The sequence below is a fragment of the Roseinatronobacter bogoriensis DSM 18756 genome (assembly GCF_004366635.1).
In the GTDB taxonomy this organism is placed as follows: domain Bacteria; phylum Pseudomonadota; class Alphaproteobacteria; order Rhodobacterales; family Rhodobacteraceae; genus Roseinatronobacter; species Roseinatronobacter bogoriensis.
Genome location: NZ_SORN01000001.1, coordinates 108,643 through 128,389 on the forward strand (window position 1 = coordinate 108,643; position 19,747 = coordinate 128,389).

Below are 19,747 nucleotides of genomic sequence, written 5' to 3' on the forward strand. Positions count from 1 at the left end.
GGTGTTACTCCTGATACTCGATGGCGACAATGAAGCGGGTCCATTCCAGCGGGCTGAAGGGTGCATTGGCAAAGCTGCCTGCCACCAGCACCAGTACCGCCGTGGTGACAGGGGGTGCGGCCAGCATCCAGCCAATGCGGGGGCGGCCCGGTGCGCCTGTTCCCTCTGGCGCGGCATCACGGAACCATGCCCGGTGCAGCATTGGCAGGAAGTAGATCGCGTTCAGCAGGCTGGAGCCCAGCAGCAGCGCGATCACCCATACCTGATCTGCTTGCAACCCGCCTTGGGCGAGGTACCACTTGCTGACAAATCCGGCCAAGGGCGGCAGGCCGATCATGCCCAGCGCGGCCAGAGTGAAGGCCAGCATCGTCCCCGGCATGGCACGGCCGACACCGTCCATCTGACTGACCCGCTTGACACCCAGCCCTTCGGCCAGATTTCCAGCCGCCATGAACATGGTGATTTTCATCAACCCTTGATGGATCAGATGCGCCAGCGCACCCACGGCGGCGATCGGGCTGGCCAGGGCCACGCCCAGCGTGATGTAGCTGACCTGAGATACAGTTGAATAGGCCAGCCGCTTCTTGATGTCATCCTGCGTGATCGCGCGGATCGAGCCATAGATGATGGTGACGCCCGCCAGCGCTGCCAACGGCGCGGTCATGCCAAGGGTCTGCGCAGTCTCGATCCCGAAAACCTCATAGACAACGCGCATGATCCCAAAGGCCCCGGCCTTGACCACCGCCACTGCATGCAACAAGGCCGAAACCGGCGCAGGTGCGACCATTGCAATCGGCAGCCAGCGGTGAAACGGCACCAGCGCGGCTTTGACCCCCAGCGCCCCGATCAGCACCACGAACAGCAGTTGCGCCGCCAACCGGTTTTCTGCGACCACATCGGCCAGTACGCCACCGGGAACGAAATCGGTCGTGCCTGCCAGAACCCACAGGCCCAGCGTGCCCAGCAGCAGCACCAAGCCCCCCGCCAGCGTGTAGATCAGATAGATGCGCCCGGCGCGCAGGGCCTCAGCGGTGCCGCGATGGATGACCAGCGGGTAGGTTGCCAGCGTCAGCAATTCGTAAAACAGCAAGAAGGTGAACAGGTTGCCCGACAAGGCAATCCCCACGGTTGCGGCCACGCACAGGCTGAAGAAACCGAAGAAGCGCGCGCGATGCGGGCCGTGCTCCAGATAGCCCACAGAATAGATCGTCGTAATCAGCCAGAGCACCGCCGAAAGCGCGATGAACAGGATTGCCAGCGGGTCGGCTTGCAGCTTGAATTCCAGCCCCGGCAGCATCTCGAAGCGCAGATCATAGATCACGCCCTGACTGACCTTGATGCTCAGCCAGCCGACCAGCGCCACTTTCAGCGCTGCCATGCCAAGATTGATCGCAGTGCGCAACCGTGCCGCCCGTTCCGGCAGCGCGAACAGGATCGGCGCGGCCAGAAGCGAGGTCAGCAGAATGAACAGGGGCAGAAGGGGTGCATCCATCATGGCGCCACTCCGAAAGGATAACCGATTTCAATGAAGCTCAGGACAGGTGCGGCCAGCAGCCCAAGGCCAATCGCCATCAGTGCCAGTGTCAGCGGGGCCGCATCGGCCAAGGCCCAGCCCTGATGCTCGCCCACTGGTGCGCGCACCCGGTCAAAGCGCAGGAAGCCCGCAAAGACGCGGCTGAAATAGGCGACTGACAGCAATGTGCCTGCCATTGTCACGCCAACCCAGTGCCAGTAGCCCGCTGCCATCGCGCCTTCCATCAAGGACCATTTGCCGATGAAACCCAGCGAAGGCGGCAGGCCAATCAGGCTGATTGCGGCCAATGCGAATGTGAATTGTGCCAGCGTGGGCCGTATCGGCGTACGGTCCAGATCGCGGATCACATCATGGCCGATCTCGTCCTTAATCCGGCCTGCGGCCAGAAACATCGCGGCCTTGGCGATGCCATGCGCAAGGATCAGAAGTGCGGCCGCCTTCCAGCTTTCCGACAACCCTACCTCGCCCGCGCGGGCAAAGGCCACAAAGATCAGCCCGATCTGTGCGACTGTGGACCAGGCCACCAGCAGCTTCAGCCGCTCGGCGCGCAGGGCCTGAACCCCGCCCCAGATCACCGCGCCCGCGCCCATCAGCCCCACGAGCGTCAGCAGGTTTTCCGACGGAAACGGCATGTATTGCGCCAGACGCAGCACGACATAAAGCGCGGCCTTGACCACCAACCCCGACAGCAGCGCGCTTGCAGGTGCAGTGGCGTTGGCATGGGCGGCAGGCAGCCAGAAATGCAGCGGGAAAAGCGCAGTTTTCAGCGCAAGCCCGACAAAGATCAGCGCCAGTGCGGCAATCAATGCGCCGGTCGGTGCGGCCCCGGTCAGCCCTGCGAAATCCAGTCGCCCCAGTTGCAGATAGACAAACCCCACCCCCATCAGGAACAACAGCGCCCCAAAGATTGAGGCATACATGTAGTCAAGCCCCGCCTGAAGTGCGGCGCGGCTGCCGCTGAGGACTGTCAGGCCCACAGCAGCCAGCGCAATCACTTCGATCATGACATAGAGGTTGAAGATATCGGTGCTGAGATAAACCCCGTTCATACCCGTCAGCAACAGCAGCCAGAGCGGCCAGAAATACTGCCGCTGGCGTGCCTGCTCTGGCCCTTTGAGGCTATCAAGCGCGGCAATACTGACCAGAAACCCGACCACACTGGTCAGCGCCAGCATCGCCACGCTCAGCCCGTCAGCGCGCAGATCAATCCCGAGAGGCGCGCCCCAACCGCCAAGCGGCAGACCAACAGCCCCCGCTGCCAGCACATCGCGCGCCAGCCAGGCCACTGCGCCGGAGGTCAGGACCAGCGTTGCAAACCCGATCAGCGCGGCCGCGCGCGGCAGCACAAAGGCGGCAATCGCGCCGAATAGCGGCACAAACACCGAAAGGATCATGGGAGAGATTTCAACGCTCATCGGTCGCTTCCAGAGTTTGCAGACGGCGGATCAGGGCAAGGGCAACGGCTGTCGCGCTGACCATGACGACGATGCCGGTAATCACCAGCGCATGGGGCACAGGGTCGGGCGCTGCCGGCGGTTCGCGCCAAGCCCCAACGACCAGCAGGAAACCTGCACCAACCGAGCAGAGCTTGAGCGCCAGCACCCGGCGCAGCCGGTCTTGCGCAGACAGCGCACCAACAAGGCCGATGCCGAAAACGGCAACCCCGGTCAGGCCATAAATCAGATCAGGTGTCATTGCGGTCCCCTTTGGCAAGCGCGACCGGCTCGCGCCCGTGAAACAGCGCGGCCAGAGTGACAGCGATGGAGATGGTCACCATCCCCTCGATCAGCAGGATCAGGGTTTTGGCGTGGTCCAGCGGATATTCGAACGCCACGCGCCCGCCGCTGGCGACCAGAAGTGCGACCAGCGCAAAGGCCGCTGTGCCCAGCACAAAGGCCCCGCGCGCAATGCCGCGATGGGCGGGCTGCGGGACATAGGCGCGTGTCAGCAGCAGCAAAAGCCCCACAGCCGCAAGCACCGCGCCGCCCTGAAACGCCCCGCCCGGCGCCTCGGCCCCCACCCATAGAAGATAGGTGCCAACCACAACGATGGCGGGCAGGGCCAGCCGCGCAAAGCCTTGCCAGACCTCGCCCATCGCGGGGGCCGGGGCTTCGGACAGCCCGCGCTCGATCTGCCAGACAGCGACCACTGCGGCCAGCAGCACAACCACTTCCATCAGCGTGTCATAGGACCGGAAGTTCAGCAAAACGCCTGTGACCGGATGTTCGACGCCGCTTTGGGGCATGGCCTCGGCCACCAGCGGATCAAAGCCCGGCCCGGCAGCCGGTGCGCCCAGAAACGCCACGACCAGCCCAAGGGTGATCAGCCCGCAAAACACTGCATTGGTCATGATTACGGCCATTGGCACCGGGGCGACCGGCGTAACGCCATAGGCCGCTTTCTGGCCCAATGTCCCCGAGGCAAAGCGCAGATGATGCAACGTCTTGAGCAGCAGCGCACCAGTCACGCCTGTGCCGATCGCAGCCTCTGCCAATGCGACATCGGGCGCGGATAAACGCACCCAGGCCAGCGCCGAGAGCAGTCCGAAGATGATGAAAAGCACGATCATGGAAAACAGATCACGCACACTCAGCGATGCTGCGGCAAGCGCGACGATTGCCAGCGCCAGAAGCAGATCAAAGATCACCAGCGGGTCAGTCATGGCGCACCCCCGCACCACTGCGGCGTGCGTAGCGGGCGACCAGATGACCACAGGTTGCACTGGCGGCAGCAACAAAGAACCATATCAGCACGATACGAAATACCGCCCCCGGCGTGGCGGCCAGAAAGGCCACCCCAAGCGCAATCAGTGCAAGCCCCAGTCCGTCGGCTTTGGTCAGCGCGTGCAGGCGGCAGAAAATATCTGGAAACCGCAGCAAGCCGACGGTGCCCGCAATGAAAAACACAGTGCCAGTTGTAATCAGGACAGCGGCGACAACGTCCTGCATCAGCGCACCCCCCGTGATGCCAGCACGACAAAGGCCACCAGCGTGATGGCTGCCAGCAAGGCGAATACCATTGCGACATCAAGCAGCGCGGGCAGTGCCATCAGCTGCGACAAGATCAGCAGGATAGCCACCGCCGCCGTGCCGAACAATTGCGCAGCCAGCATCCGTTCAGCCGGTTCGGGGCCGCGAAAAATGCGCACAAGCCCTGCAAGGATCGAGAGCAGCAGTGCAATCAGGATCAGGGACAGAAAAGTGGTCATGACGAATGCTCCGGGGGCTGGGGTAGGGCGAACAGCGCGCGAATGCGGGTCTCGAGTTCTGCCAGTTCGGGTTCCAGTTCGATGTGCGCATCGAGCATGTGGACGGTCACCATGTCGTCATTGATTTCGGCCGACAGGGTGCCGGGAAGTAGTGTGATGATGTTGATGAACGTGATCCGCGGCGCACCCAGAGGCAGATTGAGCGGATATGTCCGAAAGCACGGGCGCAGCCGCATGTCCGGCGAAAAAGCCCGCAATGCGACATCGACGGCACCCCGCACCGATTGCACGGCAAACCAGAGTGCGAAGCGTATGGCCCCGCGCAACGACAGGCGGAAACCGGATGCTGGCGGCAATAGAAACGGAACCATCGCCCCTAGCAGGATTGCCGGCAGCCCGAAGATCAGAGCGTCCGCCCGCCAGCCGGTCAATGCCCCCCACAGGACGGCCAGCACCAGAATTGACAGCACACAGTGCCGCAAGACCTGCCCGGCTGCGTGGCCTGTAGCAGAAACGGTTTGCGCCGAGGCCGGTGGCAGGTTCTGCGGCTCAGCCAGCGTCAAGGATTGCACCCGCGCAGACGCGTTCAGGCACTTGGAAGAAGTTGCGCGCATCAGATTATGTCCGGGCAGCCTTGATGTTTGTATGGTCCCTGACATGGGCGGGGGATGGGGCTGCCTGTCCGATCCGTCCGATAAGCCATGCCAGAGTTGCGCAAATCTTTCCGCGCTGTTGGCCAAAGAACGCACAAGCTGTGGGTTTCATCCCGCGATCTGACAAAAAACGACAGATTTACCGGGTCATCGGGTTGTTGGGGGCGGGGCGCAGGTCATGCTGAAGAATTTTCTCACCAAAAAGCGAGCTGGGGATGAAACCCGGCGCGCAGGCGTTAGTGCGGTATCAACAAAAGGAGGATACCATGTCCATGACCTCGACCAACCATCCGCAGCCTGCCCGCCCAAGCCTACGCAAGCATGGGGTCATCAGCCTTTGGGGGCGCGTGCGGTACCGTCAGCCGGGCGCTTATGATGCATGGCTGCGAGAGCGTGACATGACCATCATCACCGCAAACCTGATGCGCCTGTCTGAGGGGCAGTTGAACCGGCTGGGCCTGTCGCACAAGACATTGGCGCTTGATGTCGAAGACCTTGCCTTGCGCGCGCAGCGAAACGCCGAAATTACCAGAGAGGTTCTTGAACTGGTGGAGGATGACACCCCGCAAAGTCATGCGATCGCAGCAGAATGAAAAACCTTTTCGAAGGGCGAAAAAAGCCGGGCAATGCTGCTCGGCTTTTTTTATCGGAACGCTGGTGTTCCGTAGCTGAAACAAAGCGCTGCCACGGGTGACAAAAGTCAGCTTTGCGGGACTTTGGCGTCATTCGGTTGCGCGGAATCAAGGCCGAAGGCCGCCGCGCATCGCCGGGCCGCCCCCACGGCACGGCGATTTGGCTGCCCCCAGCACTCAGATCATATCTCTCAAGGACTTGGCCAGCATAAAGCGCTACAGATTCAACCGTGGATCGCCGCACCGCGGCCCGTCGCTGCGCGGCTTGTCGAAACCATCCACCGTCCGCAACGCCCCTCCTTTGCCGCCGTTCCCCAACACCACAGCCCTGCTGACAACACTCCGCTTGTCGCGCTCCCCTTGACATCGCTAGCGTCTGTAGAGTGGCACATGCACGGAGGGTCGCATGGCAATGGATACCCCAGCACCCCAGCGCGCCCGCCGTCATGGCGGTCGTGGCGGCAATGCGCGGCGCAGCGATACCTTCCGGCTGGATCAGATGCCGTGGTCCGTGCCTTGCAACACTGACCAGCCGACAACCCCCTTGAACGAAGACGGATGCGAGGCGATCCATCAGGGCGCGCTGTATATTCTGGCCGAAATCGGCGTCGAATTCCTGAATGAAGAGGCATTGGCCCTGTTTCGGCATGCGGGCTGCCGGGTTGAAGGCGCCAATGTGCGCATGGACGCTGATTTCGTCATGGACATGCTGGCCCGCGCGCCTGCCGGTTTTACTATCACACCGCGCAACCCTGCCCGCGCTGTGCCGATTGGCGGGGCGCATATGGCATTCGTCAACGTCTCTTCTCCGCCCTCGACATGGGATATGATCCGCGGAAAACGCACAGGTGATTTTGAGAGTTACCGCGAATTTCTGATGCTGACACAGGTGTTCAATTGCATTCATCTGGTCGGCGGCTATCCGGTCGAACCGGTCGACCTTCACCCCGCCATCCGTCATCTGGACTGTATCGAACAGAAGTTGTTGCTGACCGACAAACCCGTGCATGCCTACAGCCTTGGCCGCGAACGGGTTGAGGATGCGATGGAAATGGTGCGCATCGCGGGCGGGTTGAGCCATGCAGAGTTTGACGCCGCGCCGCGCATGTTCACGAATATCAACTCTGTCTCACCTCTGCGCCATGATTTCCCCATGATCGACGGGGCCTTGCGGCTGGCACGGCGCGGCCAGCCCGTGATCGTGACACCGTTTACACTGGCGGGTGCAATGGCCCCTGTCACTCTGGCGGGGGCGGTCGCACAATCCCTGGCCGAAGCACTTTGTGCCATTGCCCTGATCCAGTATGCCGCGCCCGGCGCGCCTGTGGTAATCGGAACCTTCACCTCGAATGTCGATATGCGTTCTGGTGCGCCGGCTTTCGGCACGCCCGAATACATGCGCGCGACCCAGATGACGGGCCAACTGGCACGCCGCTACAGGTTGCCAATGCGATCTTCGGGTGTGTGCACGGCCAATATACCCGATGCGCAGGCCATGTGGGAGACTTGCAACAGCCTGTGGGCGGCGGTGCAGTCTGGGTCCAACATCGTCTATCACGCCGCTGGTTGGCTAGAGGGCGGGTTGATGGCCAGCCCCGAGAAATTCGTGATGGATTGCGAGATGCTGCAAATGATCCAGCGCTATTTTGACCCCGCGCTGAGTGCGACCACGCCTGATGATCTTGCACTGGATGCGATCCGCGAGGTTGGCGCTGGCGGGCATTTCTTCGGCGTCCAGCACACGCAAGAGCGATATGAGACGGCCTTCTATTCCCCCATCGCGTCGGATTGGCGCAACTATGAGGCATGGGAGCGTGACGGCGCGACCGATACGGTTGCCCGCGCCCATCGGATATACCGCAATATTGTTGACAGCTTTTCTCCACCACCAATGGACGAGGGTATACGTGAAGAATTGCGCGAATTTGTCGCCCGCCGCAAAGCTGAAGGGGGCGCGCCGACAGATTTTTGATCGGGCTGATAGCCTTCTCCCGGCAAACCCCAACGCGCGAGCTTCTATGCGCGCTACCGCCAGTGATCGGGGCTGCGTTTATGTGGGTAGGGCAGGTTGGTTGCAACGCGACGGCAATACTGCCCCTGCGACAGCAGGCGCGTATCCGTGCCGCCATCCTTGACCAGATGCGCGAAGGCGGCGCGCGTCCATTGGGCCGGACCACTATGCCACCATGCATAAGGTGCATCTGACAGGTCCAGTGCCGTGCAGACAAAATCCAACGCCTTGGCGCAAACGGGATGGTTCGGCTCTGCTGCAAGAAAATTGTTGGCAATCGTACCAAACCCGCGCTCGACAACCAGAACCGCGCGCGCACCATCCAGCCAAGGGGTGACAGGAATGCGCGGGTATTCGTCCAGATCCGCGAAAATCCCGCCCTCTCGCAAGATCCAACACAGGCGGAACAGATCGGCCCGCAAGGCCGCTTGTTCAAGGCTCTGAAACCGCTTTGTCATATCTGGACCGAAATTCTGGTATATCCAGTCAGTCGCTGTTTCAGCATCGAATTCATGCTGGCGAAAGTCGGGATGCAGCCGCGCCCATTGTGCGCGCGCGCGTCCGATCGCGGGGCCACGGGGGCCTTGCCAGTAATGCGCGATCTGGCGGGGAATATGTGCGCTGCGGTCAGGCCGGAACGGCAATTCCCCCCGCATATGCGCACGGCGCAGCAGGCAGGCCGACAGTCCGGGCGCAGCGATGATGCGCTCAAGACCCGCTTGCGCGACCGTTTGCGCAAGCGAAAGCGCGGGCGAAAACGCAGCCTCGATGCCCTGCGCGGCAACTAGCGCATCTTCTGTTATGCGGTCGCGCACGTCTGGCGGGGCGGGGGTTCCGGTTTGGGCCAGCTTCAGGTGATTGAAGCGCGCGTGTTCTGCGACGGCGCTGGCAAATTCTCCCTGCATGAATGCGATCCGCGCTTGCGTCAGGGGCAGGGCCATGCGCTTGGGGAATTTCTTTGCTGTTGGCGCAAGCATCGCTGTAGCCTTGGCCGCGTCGCCCTCAATCAAAGCGATTTCCGCGCCCAAGAAACTGACTTCGGCCTTCTGGGCTGCATCAACGGCCATGTCATCTGCGGCTTGCTGTGCCTTTATGGCAGCAGGAATGCGTCCGGCCATCCAGAATGCTTCGGCGCGCAGCGACATCAAGCGGCTGCGCTGTGAGGATGTCGGGGCAGATCGCCGCGCCTGTGCAAGCACACCTGCAGCTTGCCCTGACAACCCCATGCGCAAGGCTGCGCGGGCAGCAATCAATGCGCTTTCAAGACTGTTCGCCGTGGTGGCCCTCTCATTTGCCAAAACCAGCCAGTCTTCGACCGCTTCGCGCAGGTGGCGGTATAGGTGGTGCAACCAGTTATGGCGGTTGTGGACGCGGCTGGCCGCGCGGGCTTGGTCCAGCAAACGCGCAGGGTCTTGTTGTGCCAATTGCCCGCAACGAAGCCATTGCACATGGTCTGTTGCCGTCCATTGCCAAGGGTTTTGTCCGCAAAGCCTGTCGTCCAGCAGCCCCCTTGCGCGCGGTTCATCGCCGCATTCCAGCGCCAGTCGTGTCTGCGCCCGACTGAGCAATGTTGGATTCACGTTTGGACTGTCCTGCCATTTGGCCAGTGCCTGAGGGGTGAGTTCAAAATCCCCTTCAGAGATGAAGATATGAAAAGCACTTTGCCATATGGCGACTGACGGGGCGGGGTGGTCGGTCAACCATTCCTGAAGGGCTGTCACACCGTCACGCCGATAACAAAGCTGCATCTGAAGCAGATCGGTTGCGCGAGAGAGAGGGGGGCGGCCTAGGGCGTCAATATCCGCTTCAGCGCGCTTGAAATCGCCTGACGCCAGCGCCAGCTCGGCGCGGCGCCGGATGTCTTCGGCAGCGGTGGCAGAGGATGGGTCAATCCCGTCAAGCACATCTTGTGCGCGCGCGGGAAGATTGGCGCGCAGATAGGCCCCTGCCAGCGCGGCGCGGCGGCGGTTTTCGCGGATAACGCAGTTATGCAGCACCTTAAGCGCGGCGTCTTTTTTCGCGGGTGGCGCAAGATCGAAGGCCAGCAGCGCCATGTCGATGGAATTTGGCCAACGCGCCTGTGCTTGCGCGGAGACCTTGTCACCGGGCAGGCCAAATTGCAAAAGCCGCTGCAACCCCGATTTCACGTCGTCATAGGACGCGCCGCCGCGCAGCGCCTCAAGCATCGCCCTTTCAGGCGCTGCGCGATCCGACAAAGGCGCATGCCACAAATCCTGCGCCAGCCCTGCGCCCGCGATGGGGGGCACCGTCATTGTGCGACCGGCGCTTCAGGCCCCGCTGCCAAGCACATCTTGATACTCTTGGAACTTGATCCCGAACTCTTTCTCGCAGGCCTGCCGTTTCGGCCAGAGCCAGCCATGAAGGAAATACTTTACATCCCGGTCAACCGAATAGGGCACGCTGGCCCAGACCCGCTTTTGCATCCGCTTGTCGAATTCGGCGCGGGCGTCTTGTGGCATCGTGTCCACATCCAGCCCGCAATGCGCATAGAGCCGTCTTATGACGGCGTCAGCGTCGGCGATGATGTCCTCGTAGTTCAGAACAAGGATGTTATCATAGTGTTTGGCCCAACGTCGGTAATTCGCGACATAGGAACTCATCGCAAAAATGCGGGCTTCTTCGATGAGGTTCAGAAACCCGTCGTCAAAAGTGATCTCGACCTGCTCGGCGTCCTTGTCCTTGCTGCGCCACAGCGTATGCATACGCAGGGCGGAAATGGCGCGCGCCAAGGGGTCGCGCAGCACATAGATGACCCGCGCGTTGGGGTTCAGGTGCTTGCATTCCTCAATCTGCGTGTCTGACATCATGGAATATTCGGGTGTGAAATCCATCGACAGGCGCTCTGGTTCCGGGGGGCAGAGCAAATCGCGATACCAGTCCGCGCCGCGATGATGGTTCCAGTCCCAGAAATGCGCTTCTTTCGTGGTCGAGGTGACCGGCTCCGAATTCGGGAATGCATAGGTCGATGGATGCGCATTCAACACATGGTGCAACCAACTGGTCGAAGCTTTCTGTGCGCCGATACAAAGTATATCAGCGCAATTCTCGCGGTTCATATGGGTCAAATAGGTTCTCCGGGATCAGGGGACGTGATAGCGGTTTTTATCTTGGCAAGCGGTTCTGGCAATCGCCACTGCCGCTCGTAATTTTCAATGTGGTGCAGGGCTGCGCCCTTGTCGCCTGCGGCATAGGCCGCCTGAACCGCAAGGCCGCGCCGGAATGCGTTATCGCCCAACGCGATGGATGCCTCGTAAGACGCCAGCGAGGACTTTGCCTGCCCGGCGCGCAGTTGCAGATCGCCTACCATACGCAAGGAATATGCCGCATTCTGCCATCTGTCATCTTTCTTCTGCTGCGATATGTGCAGAAGATAGGGCAGAAATGCCTCGATGAAAAACGGGGCATGTGAAAGCTGGTTGTAATCCAGCAGCAGCCTGAAAAGTCGAGAGATGTCAGGTGGTTTCAATTGTCCGCCAGACTGGATCAGGTTGGTGATCCGCGCAATTTCAAGTTCCTTGATCTGCCATTGGCGGAAGAAATCAAGATACAGCAGCAACTCAAGCCGCGCGCGCGGAGTATCCGGGACAGGGTAGCTGCGCGGGTCGCCCAGAGAAAACACATGGCCAAGGGCTGTCATCTCGCGCAAGCGTGTTGCGGCTGCGATCATACGCTCGGGGTTTTGTCGTGCCTGCTGATGATAGGCGATGACTTGCGGCGCCCCCCCCTCCTCAAAGACTGTCGCGATACATTCATAGTGATGGCGGCGCTCGCTTGGAGTGTCTACGCGGCGGAACACATCCGCGCCACGGTCCGTGCGGACGGCAAACTCTGGTATCTGTTCAGGCACTATGCTTGACCTGCTCTGCAAGGCTTGCGGCACGATATGGCTGTTGCTGCTTGCTGTCAAACCGGCCCAAGCGGCTCAAGTGTAAGATGGGTGCAGATGAAGCGGAAGTTGTGGCAACGCCGGGGAAAGATGATCGAGAGTTTTGGTTCAATGACATCATGCAACCATTTTGCCGGAATATCGCGGGTAATAATTCCTGCATTACCCGCATCGCATGAATGAACCATGAAGCCACCGCTTTCATAAAGCATTTCATCAGAGCGACTTCGCAACCCATGCTGCAGGGCGGTTTCGAACAGATAGTCCTCAATGGCATTAACGCCGATGCGGCATCGCAACCCCTGGCCGGCGGGGGCCAGTCCATCAAGGCGCAACTCCAGCGCGGCCCAGTCTGCTGTATCCCCGATCTGGATCATCATCTTGCGCTTATGAGGCGAGACATGCATCAATAGCCCATATTGCGCATCATTGATCGAAATGCTCAGCCGCTCGGCGAAAGGGGAGTTTGGCGTGATATACTGCGCATGTTCCCGTGCTGAATAGACCTGCCAAATGTCGAAAACCGCTGAGTCTACAGTTGCAGTGCTCGCAACGCTGGCCCCGCCCCCTTTGGACTTGACAGTGCTGGCTGGGGAAGCATTCTCATGCTGCACCGCGTTTTCCAAATGCAGAGTCAGGGTCTTTCTGTCTTCTTCCAACTGAGACCGCAGCGCGCGCATTTCCCCATCGACCTTTTGCCAGATCGCGCTGGTTTCATAATTCACCTCGCTCAGCAGGTCAGAGGCTATCCCAAGCAAGAGCCTTGCCTGTACCGAGTTTTCCCGCAGATCAATTGGCGGTTTCGCCAGATCCGCGAAATAGCGCCAGTCATAGGACGGGTTGTCGAGTGTGTTCAGCAGTACATTGCGGGTTCGATCATCTGCGCGTTTTTCGCGGCGGTGGTGGTATGCGAGTTTTCTGTCCAGAATGGCCACGCGCCAGCGTGACAGAAATCGATTCATGAAAGCACGATCTTCCATGACATCAAAGTTTTCCGGAAATCCGCCGATCTGTAGCACCGCGTCGCGGCGCATCATCCATTGAACCGGGTAGATATCCTGCCGATAGCACGCATAGGCCAGGGCATTCAGAAAAAACTCGCCGCGGTGGAATGCAGGTGGCAGGCTGTCTTCGCCGATAACGCGAATTTCCGTATCCGGCCCGGTGCCGATGATTTCTTCCTTCAACGCGGTGACGCGTGCACCGACCCCACCCAATTCCGGCACCGAAGGGGCCGTGTCGGCGAAAAAGACCAGCAGGGCCGACAAGAATTCGGCGTCCCATGTGTCATCATCATCAAGACAGGTGACAAATTCGGTACTTAGCGCTTCAACGCCGCGATTGAATGCAGCCGAACGCCCCTGGCCGGGATTGAGGTCAAGAAGGGTAAAGCGGTCCTGGGGCAGGGACAGGTTTTCGGCCGAAGCAATCGCTTCACGTAATTGAGCGATGTCACCACCATCATTGACAAGAATAATGTGGAAATTCCGATGCACCTGCGCCAGAACACTCGCCAGCGCGCGTTTCACAAAAACAGGTCGGTCCTTGGTGCGGATTACCACGCCGACGGACGGTGTTGACAAATCGGCCACGATCACTCCAGTCAGGTCATAAAAAATACCATGTTATGCAAGCACCAATTCGTCAATAAAGCCAGAGGTACCGTTAAATTGTAAATCGTATTGGTGTGTTCCTTGCGTCGTCTTTATTGCGCCTGATCCTGCTTTTTTCGCGGCCCAAGATGCTCGTATCCCCGCGCACGGGTCAAGTGAATCTGGCGCTGTCGTTCGCGAAAGGCTTCGCGGCGTTCAGGGGTAAATTCATCCACGCATAGATGGCACTGCACACCCGCTTCATATTCAGGGCGGTCGCGATCCTCGGGCCAAAGGGGGCGGCGGCAGGCATGGCACATGATATGGGGCCCGGGCTTCAACCCGTGTTCGACCGATACCCGCTGGTCGAAGACGAAACAGGCCCCGTTCCACATGCTTTTGTCTTCCGGCACCTCTTCAAGGTATTTCAGGATGCCGCCCTTCAGGTGAAAGACATCCTCGACGCCCTGACCCAACAGGTAATTGGTCGATTTCTCGCACCGAATGCCGCCTGTGCAGAACATTGCAATACGTTTGTTGTGAAAGCGGTGTTTGTTTTCTTCCCACCATTGCGGGAATTCGCCAAAAGACCGGGTGCCGGGGTCAATCGCGCCTTCAAAAGTTCCGATAGCCACCTCATAATCGTTGCGGGTGTCGATAACGGCAACGTCGGGCGCGGAAATCAACGCGTTCCAGTCTTCGGGCGCGACATAATGGCCGACACGCGCGCGCGGGTCCACATCGGGCTGGCCCATGGTGACGATCTCGCGCTTCAGGCGCACTTTCAGGCGCCCGAAAGGCATGGTTTCCGCGTGGCTTTCTTTCCATTCTAGCCCGTCACATCCCGGTAGCGCCCGAATATGGGCCAAAACCGCGTCAATACCGCCGCGTGTGCCCGCAATTGTGCCGTTGATCCCCTCACGCGCCAATAAAAGCGAGCCTCTGATGCCGTGCTTATCCGCAAGCGCCAGCAAGGGGGCGCGCAGGGCGGCGGGGTCATCAAATCGGGTGAAATGGTAAAGTGCAGCAATGGTAAACATATGCGTGCTTTACTGCGCTCTGCGCCCCCGTGCAAGAGAGGAGGATTGACGCCAGCGCCTGCGCCCCTTAGCCCTTGAGCACAGCAGGAGGGCCGCGCCATGAACCACGCTTTGATCGTGATCGACATGCAAAACGACTTTTGCCCCGGTGGTGCATTGGCCGTTACCGGCGGTGATCAGATTGTCGCGGACATAAACGCGAAGATGTCCGGGGCCAGTGCCGTGGTCCTGACGCAGGACTGGCACCCGGCACAACATTCGTCTTTCGCCAGCCAGCATGCAGGCCGCGCCCCGCTGGAGGTGATCGACATGCCCTATGGACCGCAGGTCTTGTGGCCGGACCACTGCGTGCAAGGGACGCGAGGGGCGGAATTTCACCCCGAACTGAATACGGACCGCGCCGATCTGATTATCCGCAAAGGGTTCCGGCATCAGATTGACAGCTATTCTGCCTTTTTCGAAAACGACCAGCGCACCCCCACCGGGCTGGAAGGGTATTTGCGCAGCCGTGGCCTGACAGAGTTGGAATTTGTCGGGCTGGCGACAGATTTTTGCGTGGCATGGTCAGCGATAGACGCGGCAAAGCTTGGTTTCAGCGTCCGCGTGTTAACGGGGCTGTGCCGCAGCATAGATCATGACGGATCAATGGCGCAGGCGGAGGATGCGATGCGCGCGGCAGGTGTGACACTGGTATAACCGATGGATATTGCAACCCGCGTTTACAACCATCGCTGGAAGATGGACCCGATCATCCGGTCCTTGATCGATACCGATTTCTACAAGCTGCTGATGTGCCAGTCGGTTTTTTCCAACCATCCGCAAACGCAGGTGACGTTCAGCTTGATCAACCGCGCCACGCATATCCCCCTGGCGAAACTTATCGACGAGGGAGAGTTGCGCGAACAGTTGGACCATATTCGCGCCTTGTCCCTGTCACGCGGCGAATCCACCTTTCTGCGCGGCAACACCTTTTACGGCAAACGCCAGATGTTCCGTCCCGATTTCATGGAGTGGTTCGAGAATTTTCGCTTGCCACCCTATCATCTGGAACGCGTCGGCGATCAGTATGAGCTGACATTTCAGGGGACATGGTGCGAAGCAATGCTGTGGGAGATACCCGCGCTGGCCGTGCTGATGGAACTGCGCTCTCGCGCCGTTCTGGGACGGATGAAACGCTTTGAACTACAGGTGCTTTACGCGCGTGCCATGACCCGCGTCTGGGAAAAGATCGAGCAGTTGCAAGCGCTGGAAAATGTGCGGATTGCAGATTTCGGAACACGTCGGCGGCATTCTTTTCTCTGGCAGGACTGGTGCGTTCAGGCCATGACCGAAGGGTTGGGCGCTGGTTTTGCGGGAACGTCCAATTGCCTGATCGCCATGCGCCGCGAGGTCGAGGCGATTGGCACCAACGCGCATGAACTGCCGATGGTGTATGCCGCCCTTGCAAAGAATGACGCGGAGTTGGCCGATAGCCCCTATCAGGTTCTGGCCGACTGGCAGGCCGAGCATTCCGGCAATCTGCGGATTATCCTGCCTGACACTTTCGGCACCGAAGGGTTCCTCAGCCGTGCGCCAGACTGGCTGTCAGACTGGACAGGCATCCGCATCGATTCGGGCGACCCGGCAGCCGCAGCAGAAATCGCCATCCGTTGGTGGAAAGATCGCGGACAAGACCCGCGAGAGAAATTGGTGATCTTCTCTGACGGGTTGGACGTGGCGCGGATCAAAGACTTGCACAGCCGATTCGCTGGGCGGGTGAAAACCAGCTTTGGCTGGGGCACCTTGTTGACAAATGACTTCCGCAACCTTGCGCCCGATGATGGGCTTGCGCCGTTTTCACTGGTCTGCAAGGCCGTTTCGGCAAATGGCCGCCCAACGGTGAAATTGTCGGACAACCCCCACAAGGCAATGGGCCCGAAGGAGGAAATCCAGCGCTATAAGCGGGTCTTCGAAGTTGGACCGCAAGTGGCGCAGGATGTAGTCGTCTAGACACGCTTAACTCTGTTGGCGAAAACTGGCGGATGTCCGGTTTTCTCACACCGATTTTTGGTGACACTTGCCCTCAGCTGTGGTGCAATGAAGTCACTTTCATCAGTGTAGGAGGAATTTAGATGTCATTAGGTTCTCACATCGCAGAATTGCGCAGAAAGCATGAGCATCTCTCTGAAAAGGTCGAGGTGGCCCAGCGCAGCCCGGGAACTGACGACCTGCATATCGCCGATCTGAAGAAGCAGAAACTCCGCCTGAAAGAAGAAATCGAGCGTCTTTCGCACGCCTGACCGGCTCTTTCCACTCTATATGCAAACGGCCCGCATAACGCGGGCCGTTTTGTTTTGTTCAGGTCTTGTCAGACGAAGAACTGCGCGCCATTCGCGCTGATCGTCGAGCCGTTGATAAAGCCCGCATCATCGGCGACCAGAAACGCCACACAACGCGCGATTTCTTCCGGTTCGCCCAGACGCCCGGCGGGAATGCCTGCGATAATGCTCTCGCGCACTTTCTCGGGCACCGCCATGACCATCTCTGTGGCGATATAACCGGGACAAACCGCATTGGCGGTAATGCCGAACCGCGCCCCTTCCTGCGCCAGTGATTTGACGATACCCAGATCACCTGCCTTGGTCGCGGCATAATTCACCTGACCAAACTGGCCTTTCTGACCGTTGATCGAGGAAATCACCACCACGCGCCCGAATTTGCGTTCACGCATGCCGGGCCAGATCGGGTGCACCGTGTTGAACACGCCGGTCAGATTGGTGTCGATCACCTCTTTCCACTGCTCTGGCGTCATCTTGTGGAACGGCGCGTCGCGGGTAATGCCCGCATTGGCAACCACAACCTCAATCGGCCCCAGATCAGCTTCTACCTGCGCCAGGCCCGCCTTGGAGGCTTCGTAATCGGCGGCGTTCCATTTGTAGGTCTTGATGCCAGTCTCTGCCGTGAATTTGGCGGCGGCCTCGTCATTGCCGGCATAGGTTGCCGCAACCGTGTAACCCTTTTCCGCCAGTTCCTTTGAAATCGCAGCGCCAATGCCGCGCGATCCGCCCGTGACCAATGCCACTCTTGCCATGTCTACTCCTCCTCAGGGGTTTAGGTCGTCGCAATATCTGTTATCGAACGCGGGCAGGTTGCGCAAGATTGTTGCGCAACCTTTTTTGCTTAGCGTTCCAGACACATGGCGACACCCATGCCGCCACCAATGCACAGCGTTGCCAGGCCCTTCTTGGCATCGCGGCGCTGCATTTCGAACAGAAGCGTGTTCAGGATGCGGCAACCAGAGGCGCCGATAGGGTGCCCGATTGCAATGGCGCCGCCATTCACATTGACCTTGTCCACATCCCAGCCCATTTCCTTGTTCACGGCACAGGCCTGCGCGGCAAAGGCTTCATTGGCCTCGATCAGGTCCAGATCTTCTGGCGTCCAGCCAGCCTTGGCCAGCGCCTTGCGGCTGGCATTGACCGGCCCAACCCCCATGATCGCGGGGTCCAGCCCGGCCGTGGCGTAGCTTGCAATGCGTGCCAGCGGGGTCAGACCGCGCTTCTCAGCCTCTTGCGCGCTCATCAGCATGACGGCGGCGGCACCATCATTCAGCCCCGAAGCATTGGCGGCAGTAACCGACCCATCCTTGGTAAAGGCGGGGCGCAGCTTTTGCATGGCTTCCATCGTTGCGCCGTGGCGGATGTATTCATCCTGATCCACCACAATGTCGCCCTTGCGGGTCTTGACGGTAAAGGCCGCTATCTCATCCGCAAACTTACCGGATTTCTGGGCGGCTTCGGCCTTGTTCTGGCTGGCCACGGCGAATGTGTCCTGCTCTTCGCGGGTGATCTGCCATTTCTCGGCAACATTCTCGGCAGTCTGGCCCATATGGTAGCCGTTGAACGCATCCCACAACCCGTCACGGATCATGGTGTCGATCAGCTTCATGTCGCCCATCTTCTGGCCGGTGCGCATCAGGGCGGCGTGCTGACTCATGGACATATTCTCTTGCCCGCCCGCCAGAACGATCTCTGCATCGCCCAACTGGATATGCTGTGCGCCAAGTGCGACGGCACGCAGTCCGGACCCGCACACCTGATTGATCGACCATGCCGCAGACTCAATCGGCAGGCCCGCATTGACATGCGCCTGACGCGCGGGGTTCTGCCCCTGACCTGCGGTCAGAACCTGCCCCAGGATGGTTTCAGACACCTCTGCCTTGTCCACGCCTGCCCGCTCGACCACAGCCTGAAGGACAGCTGCGCCCAGATCATGGGCGGGGGTGTTTGCAAATGAACCGCCAAACGAACCGACGGCCGTTCGTGCCGCGGAAACGATAACAACATTGGTCATGTGATCTCCTCTCTCTATTTCCCGGTATTCTGACCAACGCGGACATCGCGCCCATCAGACGATTGTATTCCCCGATGTTTGTAACAGGATGCAGACACAGTGCAACGGCGCTGCGCCGAATGCTGGCGCAAACGCCCGCAATGGCGAATTCCCGCAAGCTCTTAGCTTTGGATCAAGGGGCCTTTGTTCGACTGTGGGTCACAGTTTGTTTCCGGGAATCCTGTTCGCAGGCATGGACATCGCGCCCTTCAACAATTAAAAAAGTGTGAAAGGAGTGACATGGAACGTCAGCTTGCAAAATATCATCTGGGGCAGATCGTGCGCCATAAAAAGCACCCGTTTCGCGGGGTGATTTTTGATGTCGACCCCAAATTTGCGAATACCGAAGAATGGTATCATTCAATCCCGGAAGAAGCGCGGCCTCGCAGGGACCAGCCATTTTATCATCTTCTGGCAGAGAATGATGAAAGCTTCTATGTCGCCTATGTGTCCGAGCAGAATCTTGTTCCCGATGAGTCGGGTGAGCCGGTAGAGCACCCCGACCTGAGCGAGATATTTGGCGAATTCCACAATGGCCATTACCCGCTGCAAATCCATATGAACTGACCAGCCATCTGGCGTGGTGCACGAGTGTTTGCCGTCAGGCATACGATACCCGACGACAGCTTGGAGAGGGCGTTGCGGACGGTGGATGGTTTCGACAAGCCGCGCAGCGACGGGCCGCGGTGCGGCGATCCAAGGTTGAATCTGTAGCGCTTTATGCTGGCCAAGTCCCTGCGAGATCTGATCTGAGCGCTTGGGGCAGCCCAAACGCCGTGCCGTGGGTGCGGCCCGGCGA

The 19,747-nt window shown here is 59.7% G+C and carries 20 protein-coding genes; 6 read left to right on the top strand and 14 right to left on the bottom strand.

From position 1 onward, the window contains the following. Window positions 1-4: 4 nt before the first annotated feature. From EV660_RS00495 to EV660_RS00525, 7 genes are read right to left on the bottom strand one after another with little or no spacing between them, the layout of a single operon-like run. Complete coding sequence (locus EV660_RS00495) at window positions 5-1,495, bottom strand: complex I subunit 5 family protein (RefSeq protein WP_071482439.1); 1,491 nt, start codon at window positions 1,493-1,495, stop codon at window positions 5-7. Next, on the bottom strand, window positions 1,492-2,949 hold the full coding sequence (locus tag EV660_RS00500) for a complex I subunit 5 family protein (RefSeq protein ID WP_071482440.1): 1,458 nt from the start codon (window positions 2,947-2,949) through the stop codon (window positions 1,492-1,494). Before EV660_RS00500 ends, EV660_RS00495 begins: the two co-directional genes overlap by 4 nt. Further along, complete coding sequence (locus EV660_RS00505; protein WP_071482441.1) at window positions 2,939-3,229, bottom strand: NADH-quinone oxidoreductase subunit K; 291 nt, start codon at window positions 3,227-3,229, stop codon at window positions 2,939-2,941. The genes EV660_RS00500 and EV660_RS00505 overlap by 11 nt, the downstream gene beginning before the upstream one ends. Further along, window positions 3,219-4,196, bottom strand: coding sequence for a hydrogenase subunit MbhD domain-containing protein (locus tag EV660_RS00510; protein ID WP_071482442.1), 978 nt, complete (start codon window positions 4,194-4,196; stop codon window positions 3,219-3,221). The genes EV660_RS00505 and EV660_RS00510 overlap by 11 nt, the downstream gene beginning before the upstream one ends. Further along, window positions 4,189-4,482: a cation:proton antiporter gene (locus EV660_RS00515; RefSeq protein WP_198510645.1), complete on the bottom strand. Its 294-nt coding sequence runs from the start codon at window positions 4,480-4,482 to the stop codon at window positions 4,189-4,191. The genes EV660_RS00510 and EV660_RS00515 overlap by 8 nt, the downstream gene beginning before the upstream one ends. After that, the gene (locus EV660_RS00520; RefSeq protein ID WP_071482444.1) at window positions 4,482-4,742 is read right to left on the bottom strand and encodes an MrpF/PhaF family protein; all 261 of its coding nucleotides are present in this window, start codon (window positions 4,740-4,742) and stop codon (window positions 4,482-4,484) included. Before EV660_RS00520 ends, EV660_RS00515 begins: the two co-directional genes overlap by 1 nt. Next, the gene (locus EV660_RS00525) at window positions 4,739-5,305 is read right to left on the bottom strand and encodes a Na+/H+ antiporter subunit E (protein ID WP_168800662.1); all 567 of its coding nucleotides are present in this window, start codon (window positions 5,303-5,305) and stop codon (window positions 4,739-4,741) included. The genes EV660_RS00520 and EV660_RS00525 overlap by 4 nt, the downstream gene beginning before the upstream one ends. A 356-nt stretch (window positions 5,306-5,661) precedes the next feature. Here EV660_RS00525 and EV660_RS00530 point away from each other — a divergent pair, with 356 nt between their 5' ends. Together EV660_RS00530 and EV660_RS00535 are read left to right on the top strand one after the other, a co-directional pair. After that, on the top strand, window positions 5,662-5,988 hold the full coding sequence (locus EV660_RS00530) for a hypothetical protein (protein ID WP_134014050.1): 327 nt from the start codon (window positions 5,662-5,664) through the stop codon (window positions 5,986-5,988). Between the two features lie 445 nt (window positions 5,989-6,433). Beyond that, a complete protein-coding gene (locus tag EV660_RS00535; protein WP_375781707.1) occupies window positions 6,434-7,999 on the top strand; it encodes a trimethylamine methyltransferase family protein in 1,566 nt (521 codons plus the stop codon). Between the two features lie 53 nt (window positions 8,000-8,052). On the opposite strand, the gene EV660_RS00540 is transcribed toward EV660_RS00535, so the two are convergent. The 5 genes from EV660_RS00540 to trhO all read right to left on the bottom strand — a co-directional run bounded on the left by EV660_RS00540 (window position 8,053) and on the right by trhO (window position 14,577). Further along, entirely contained in the window at window positions 8,053-10,311 is a 2,259-nt protein-coding gene (locus EV660_RS00540) for a glycosyltransferase (RefSeq protein ID WP_071482446.1), read from the bottom strand. Between the two features lie 15 nt (window positions 10,312-10,326). Next, a complete protein-coding gene (locus EV660_RS00545) occupies window positions 10,327-11,115 on the bottom strand; it encodes a sulfotransferase family protein (RefSeq protein ID WP_071482447.1) in 789 nt (262 codons plus the stop codon). Window positions 11,116-11,120: 5 nt separating this feature from the next. Beyond that, entirely contained in the window at window positions 11,121-11,906 is a 786-nt protein-coding gene (locus EV660_RS00550) for a hypothetical protein (protein WP_100319216.1), read from the bottom strand. Between the two features lie 56 nt (window positions 11,907-11,962). Next, window positions 11,963-13,537 carry a glycosyltransferase family 2 protein gene (locus EV660_RS00555; protein WP_157798961.1) on the bottom strand — a complete coding sequence of 525 codons (1,575 nt, stop codon included), beginning with the start codon at window positions 13,535-13,537 and terminating at the stop codon, window positions 11,963-11,965. Window positions 13,538-13,650: 113 nt separating this feature from the next. Continuing rightward, the gene (trhO, locus tag EV660_RS00560) at window positions 13,651-14,577 is read right to left on the bottom strand and encodes an oxygen-dependent tRNA uridine(34) hydroxylase TrhO (RefSeq protein WP_071482450.1); all 927 of its coding nucleotides are present in this window, start codon (window positions 14,575-14,577) and stop codon (window positions 13,651-13,653) included. A 99-nt stretch (window positions 14,578-14,676) separates the two neighbouring features. On the opposite strand from trhO, the gene pncA reads away from it, so the two are divergent. From pncA to EV660_RS00575, 3 genes are all read left to right on the top strand, one after another. Then, window positions 14,677-15,273: a bifunctional nicotinamidase/pyrazinamidase gene (gene pncA / locus EV660_RS00565; protein WP_071482451.1), complete on the top strand. Its 597-nt coding sequence runs from the start codon at window positions 14,677-14,679 to the stop codon at window positions 15,271-15,273. Between the two features lie 3 nt (window positions 15,274-15,276). Beyond that, entirely contained in the window at window positions 15,277-16,566 is a 1,290-nt protein-coding gene (gene pncB / locus EV660_RS00570) for a nicotinate phosphoribosyltransferase (protein WP_071482452.1), read from the top strand. A 122-nt stretch (window positions 16,567-16,688) separates the two neighbouring features. Next, window positions 16,689-16,856, top strand: coding sequence for a YdcH family protein (locus EV660_RS00575; protein WP_071482453.1), 168 nt, complete (start codon window positions 16,689-16,691; stop codon window positions 16,854-16,856). Window positions 16,857-16,924: 68 nt separating this feature from the next. Here EV660_RS00575 and phbB read toward each other — a convergent pair whose 3' ends face one another. Both phbB and EV660_RS00585 read right to left on the bottom strand, forming a co-directional pair. Further along, window positions 16,925-17,647 carry an acetoacetyl-CoA reductase gene (gene phbB, locus EV660_RS00580; RefSeq protein ID WP_071482454.1) on the bottom strand — a complete coding sequence of 241 codons (723 nt, stop codon included), beginning with the start codon at window positions 17,645-17,647 and terminating at the stop codon, window positions 16,925-16,927. Between the two features lie 89 nt (window positions 17,648-17,736). Then, complete coding sequence (locus EV660_RS00585) at window positions 17,737-18,909, bottom strand: acetyl-CoA C-acetyltransferase (protein WP_071482455.1); 1,173 nt, start codon at window positions 18,907-18,909, stop codon at window positions 17,737-17,739. Window positions 18,910-19,188: 279 nt separating this feature from the next. Between EV660_RS00585 and hspQ the strand changes: the two genes are divergently transcribed. After that, on the top strand, window positions 19,189-19,515 hold the full coding sequence (hspQ, locus tag EV660_RS00590; RefSeq protein WP_071482456.1) for a heat shock protein HspQ: 327 nt from the start codon (window positions 19,189-19,191) through the stop codon (window positions 19,513-19,515). The last annotated feature ends 232 nt before the right edge of the window (window positions 19,516-19,747 follow it).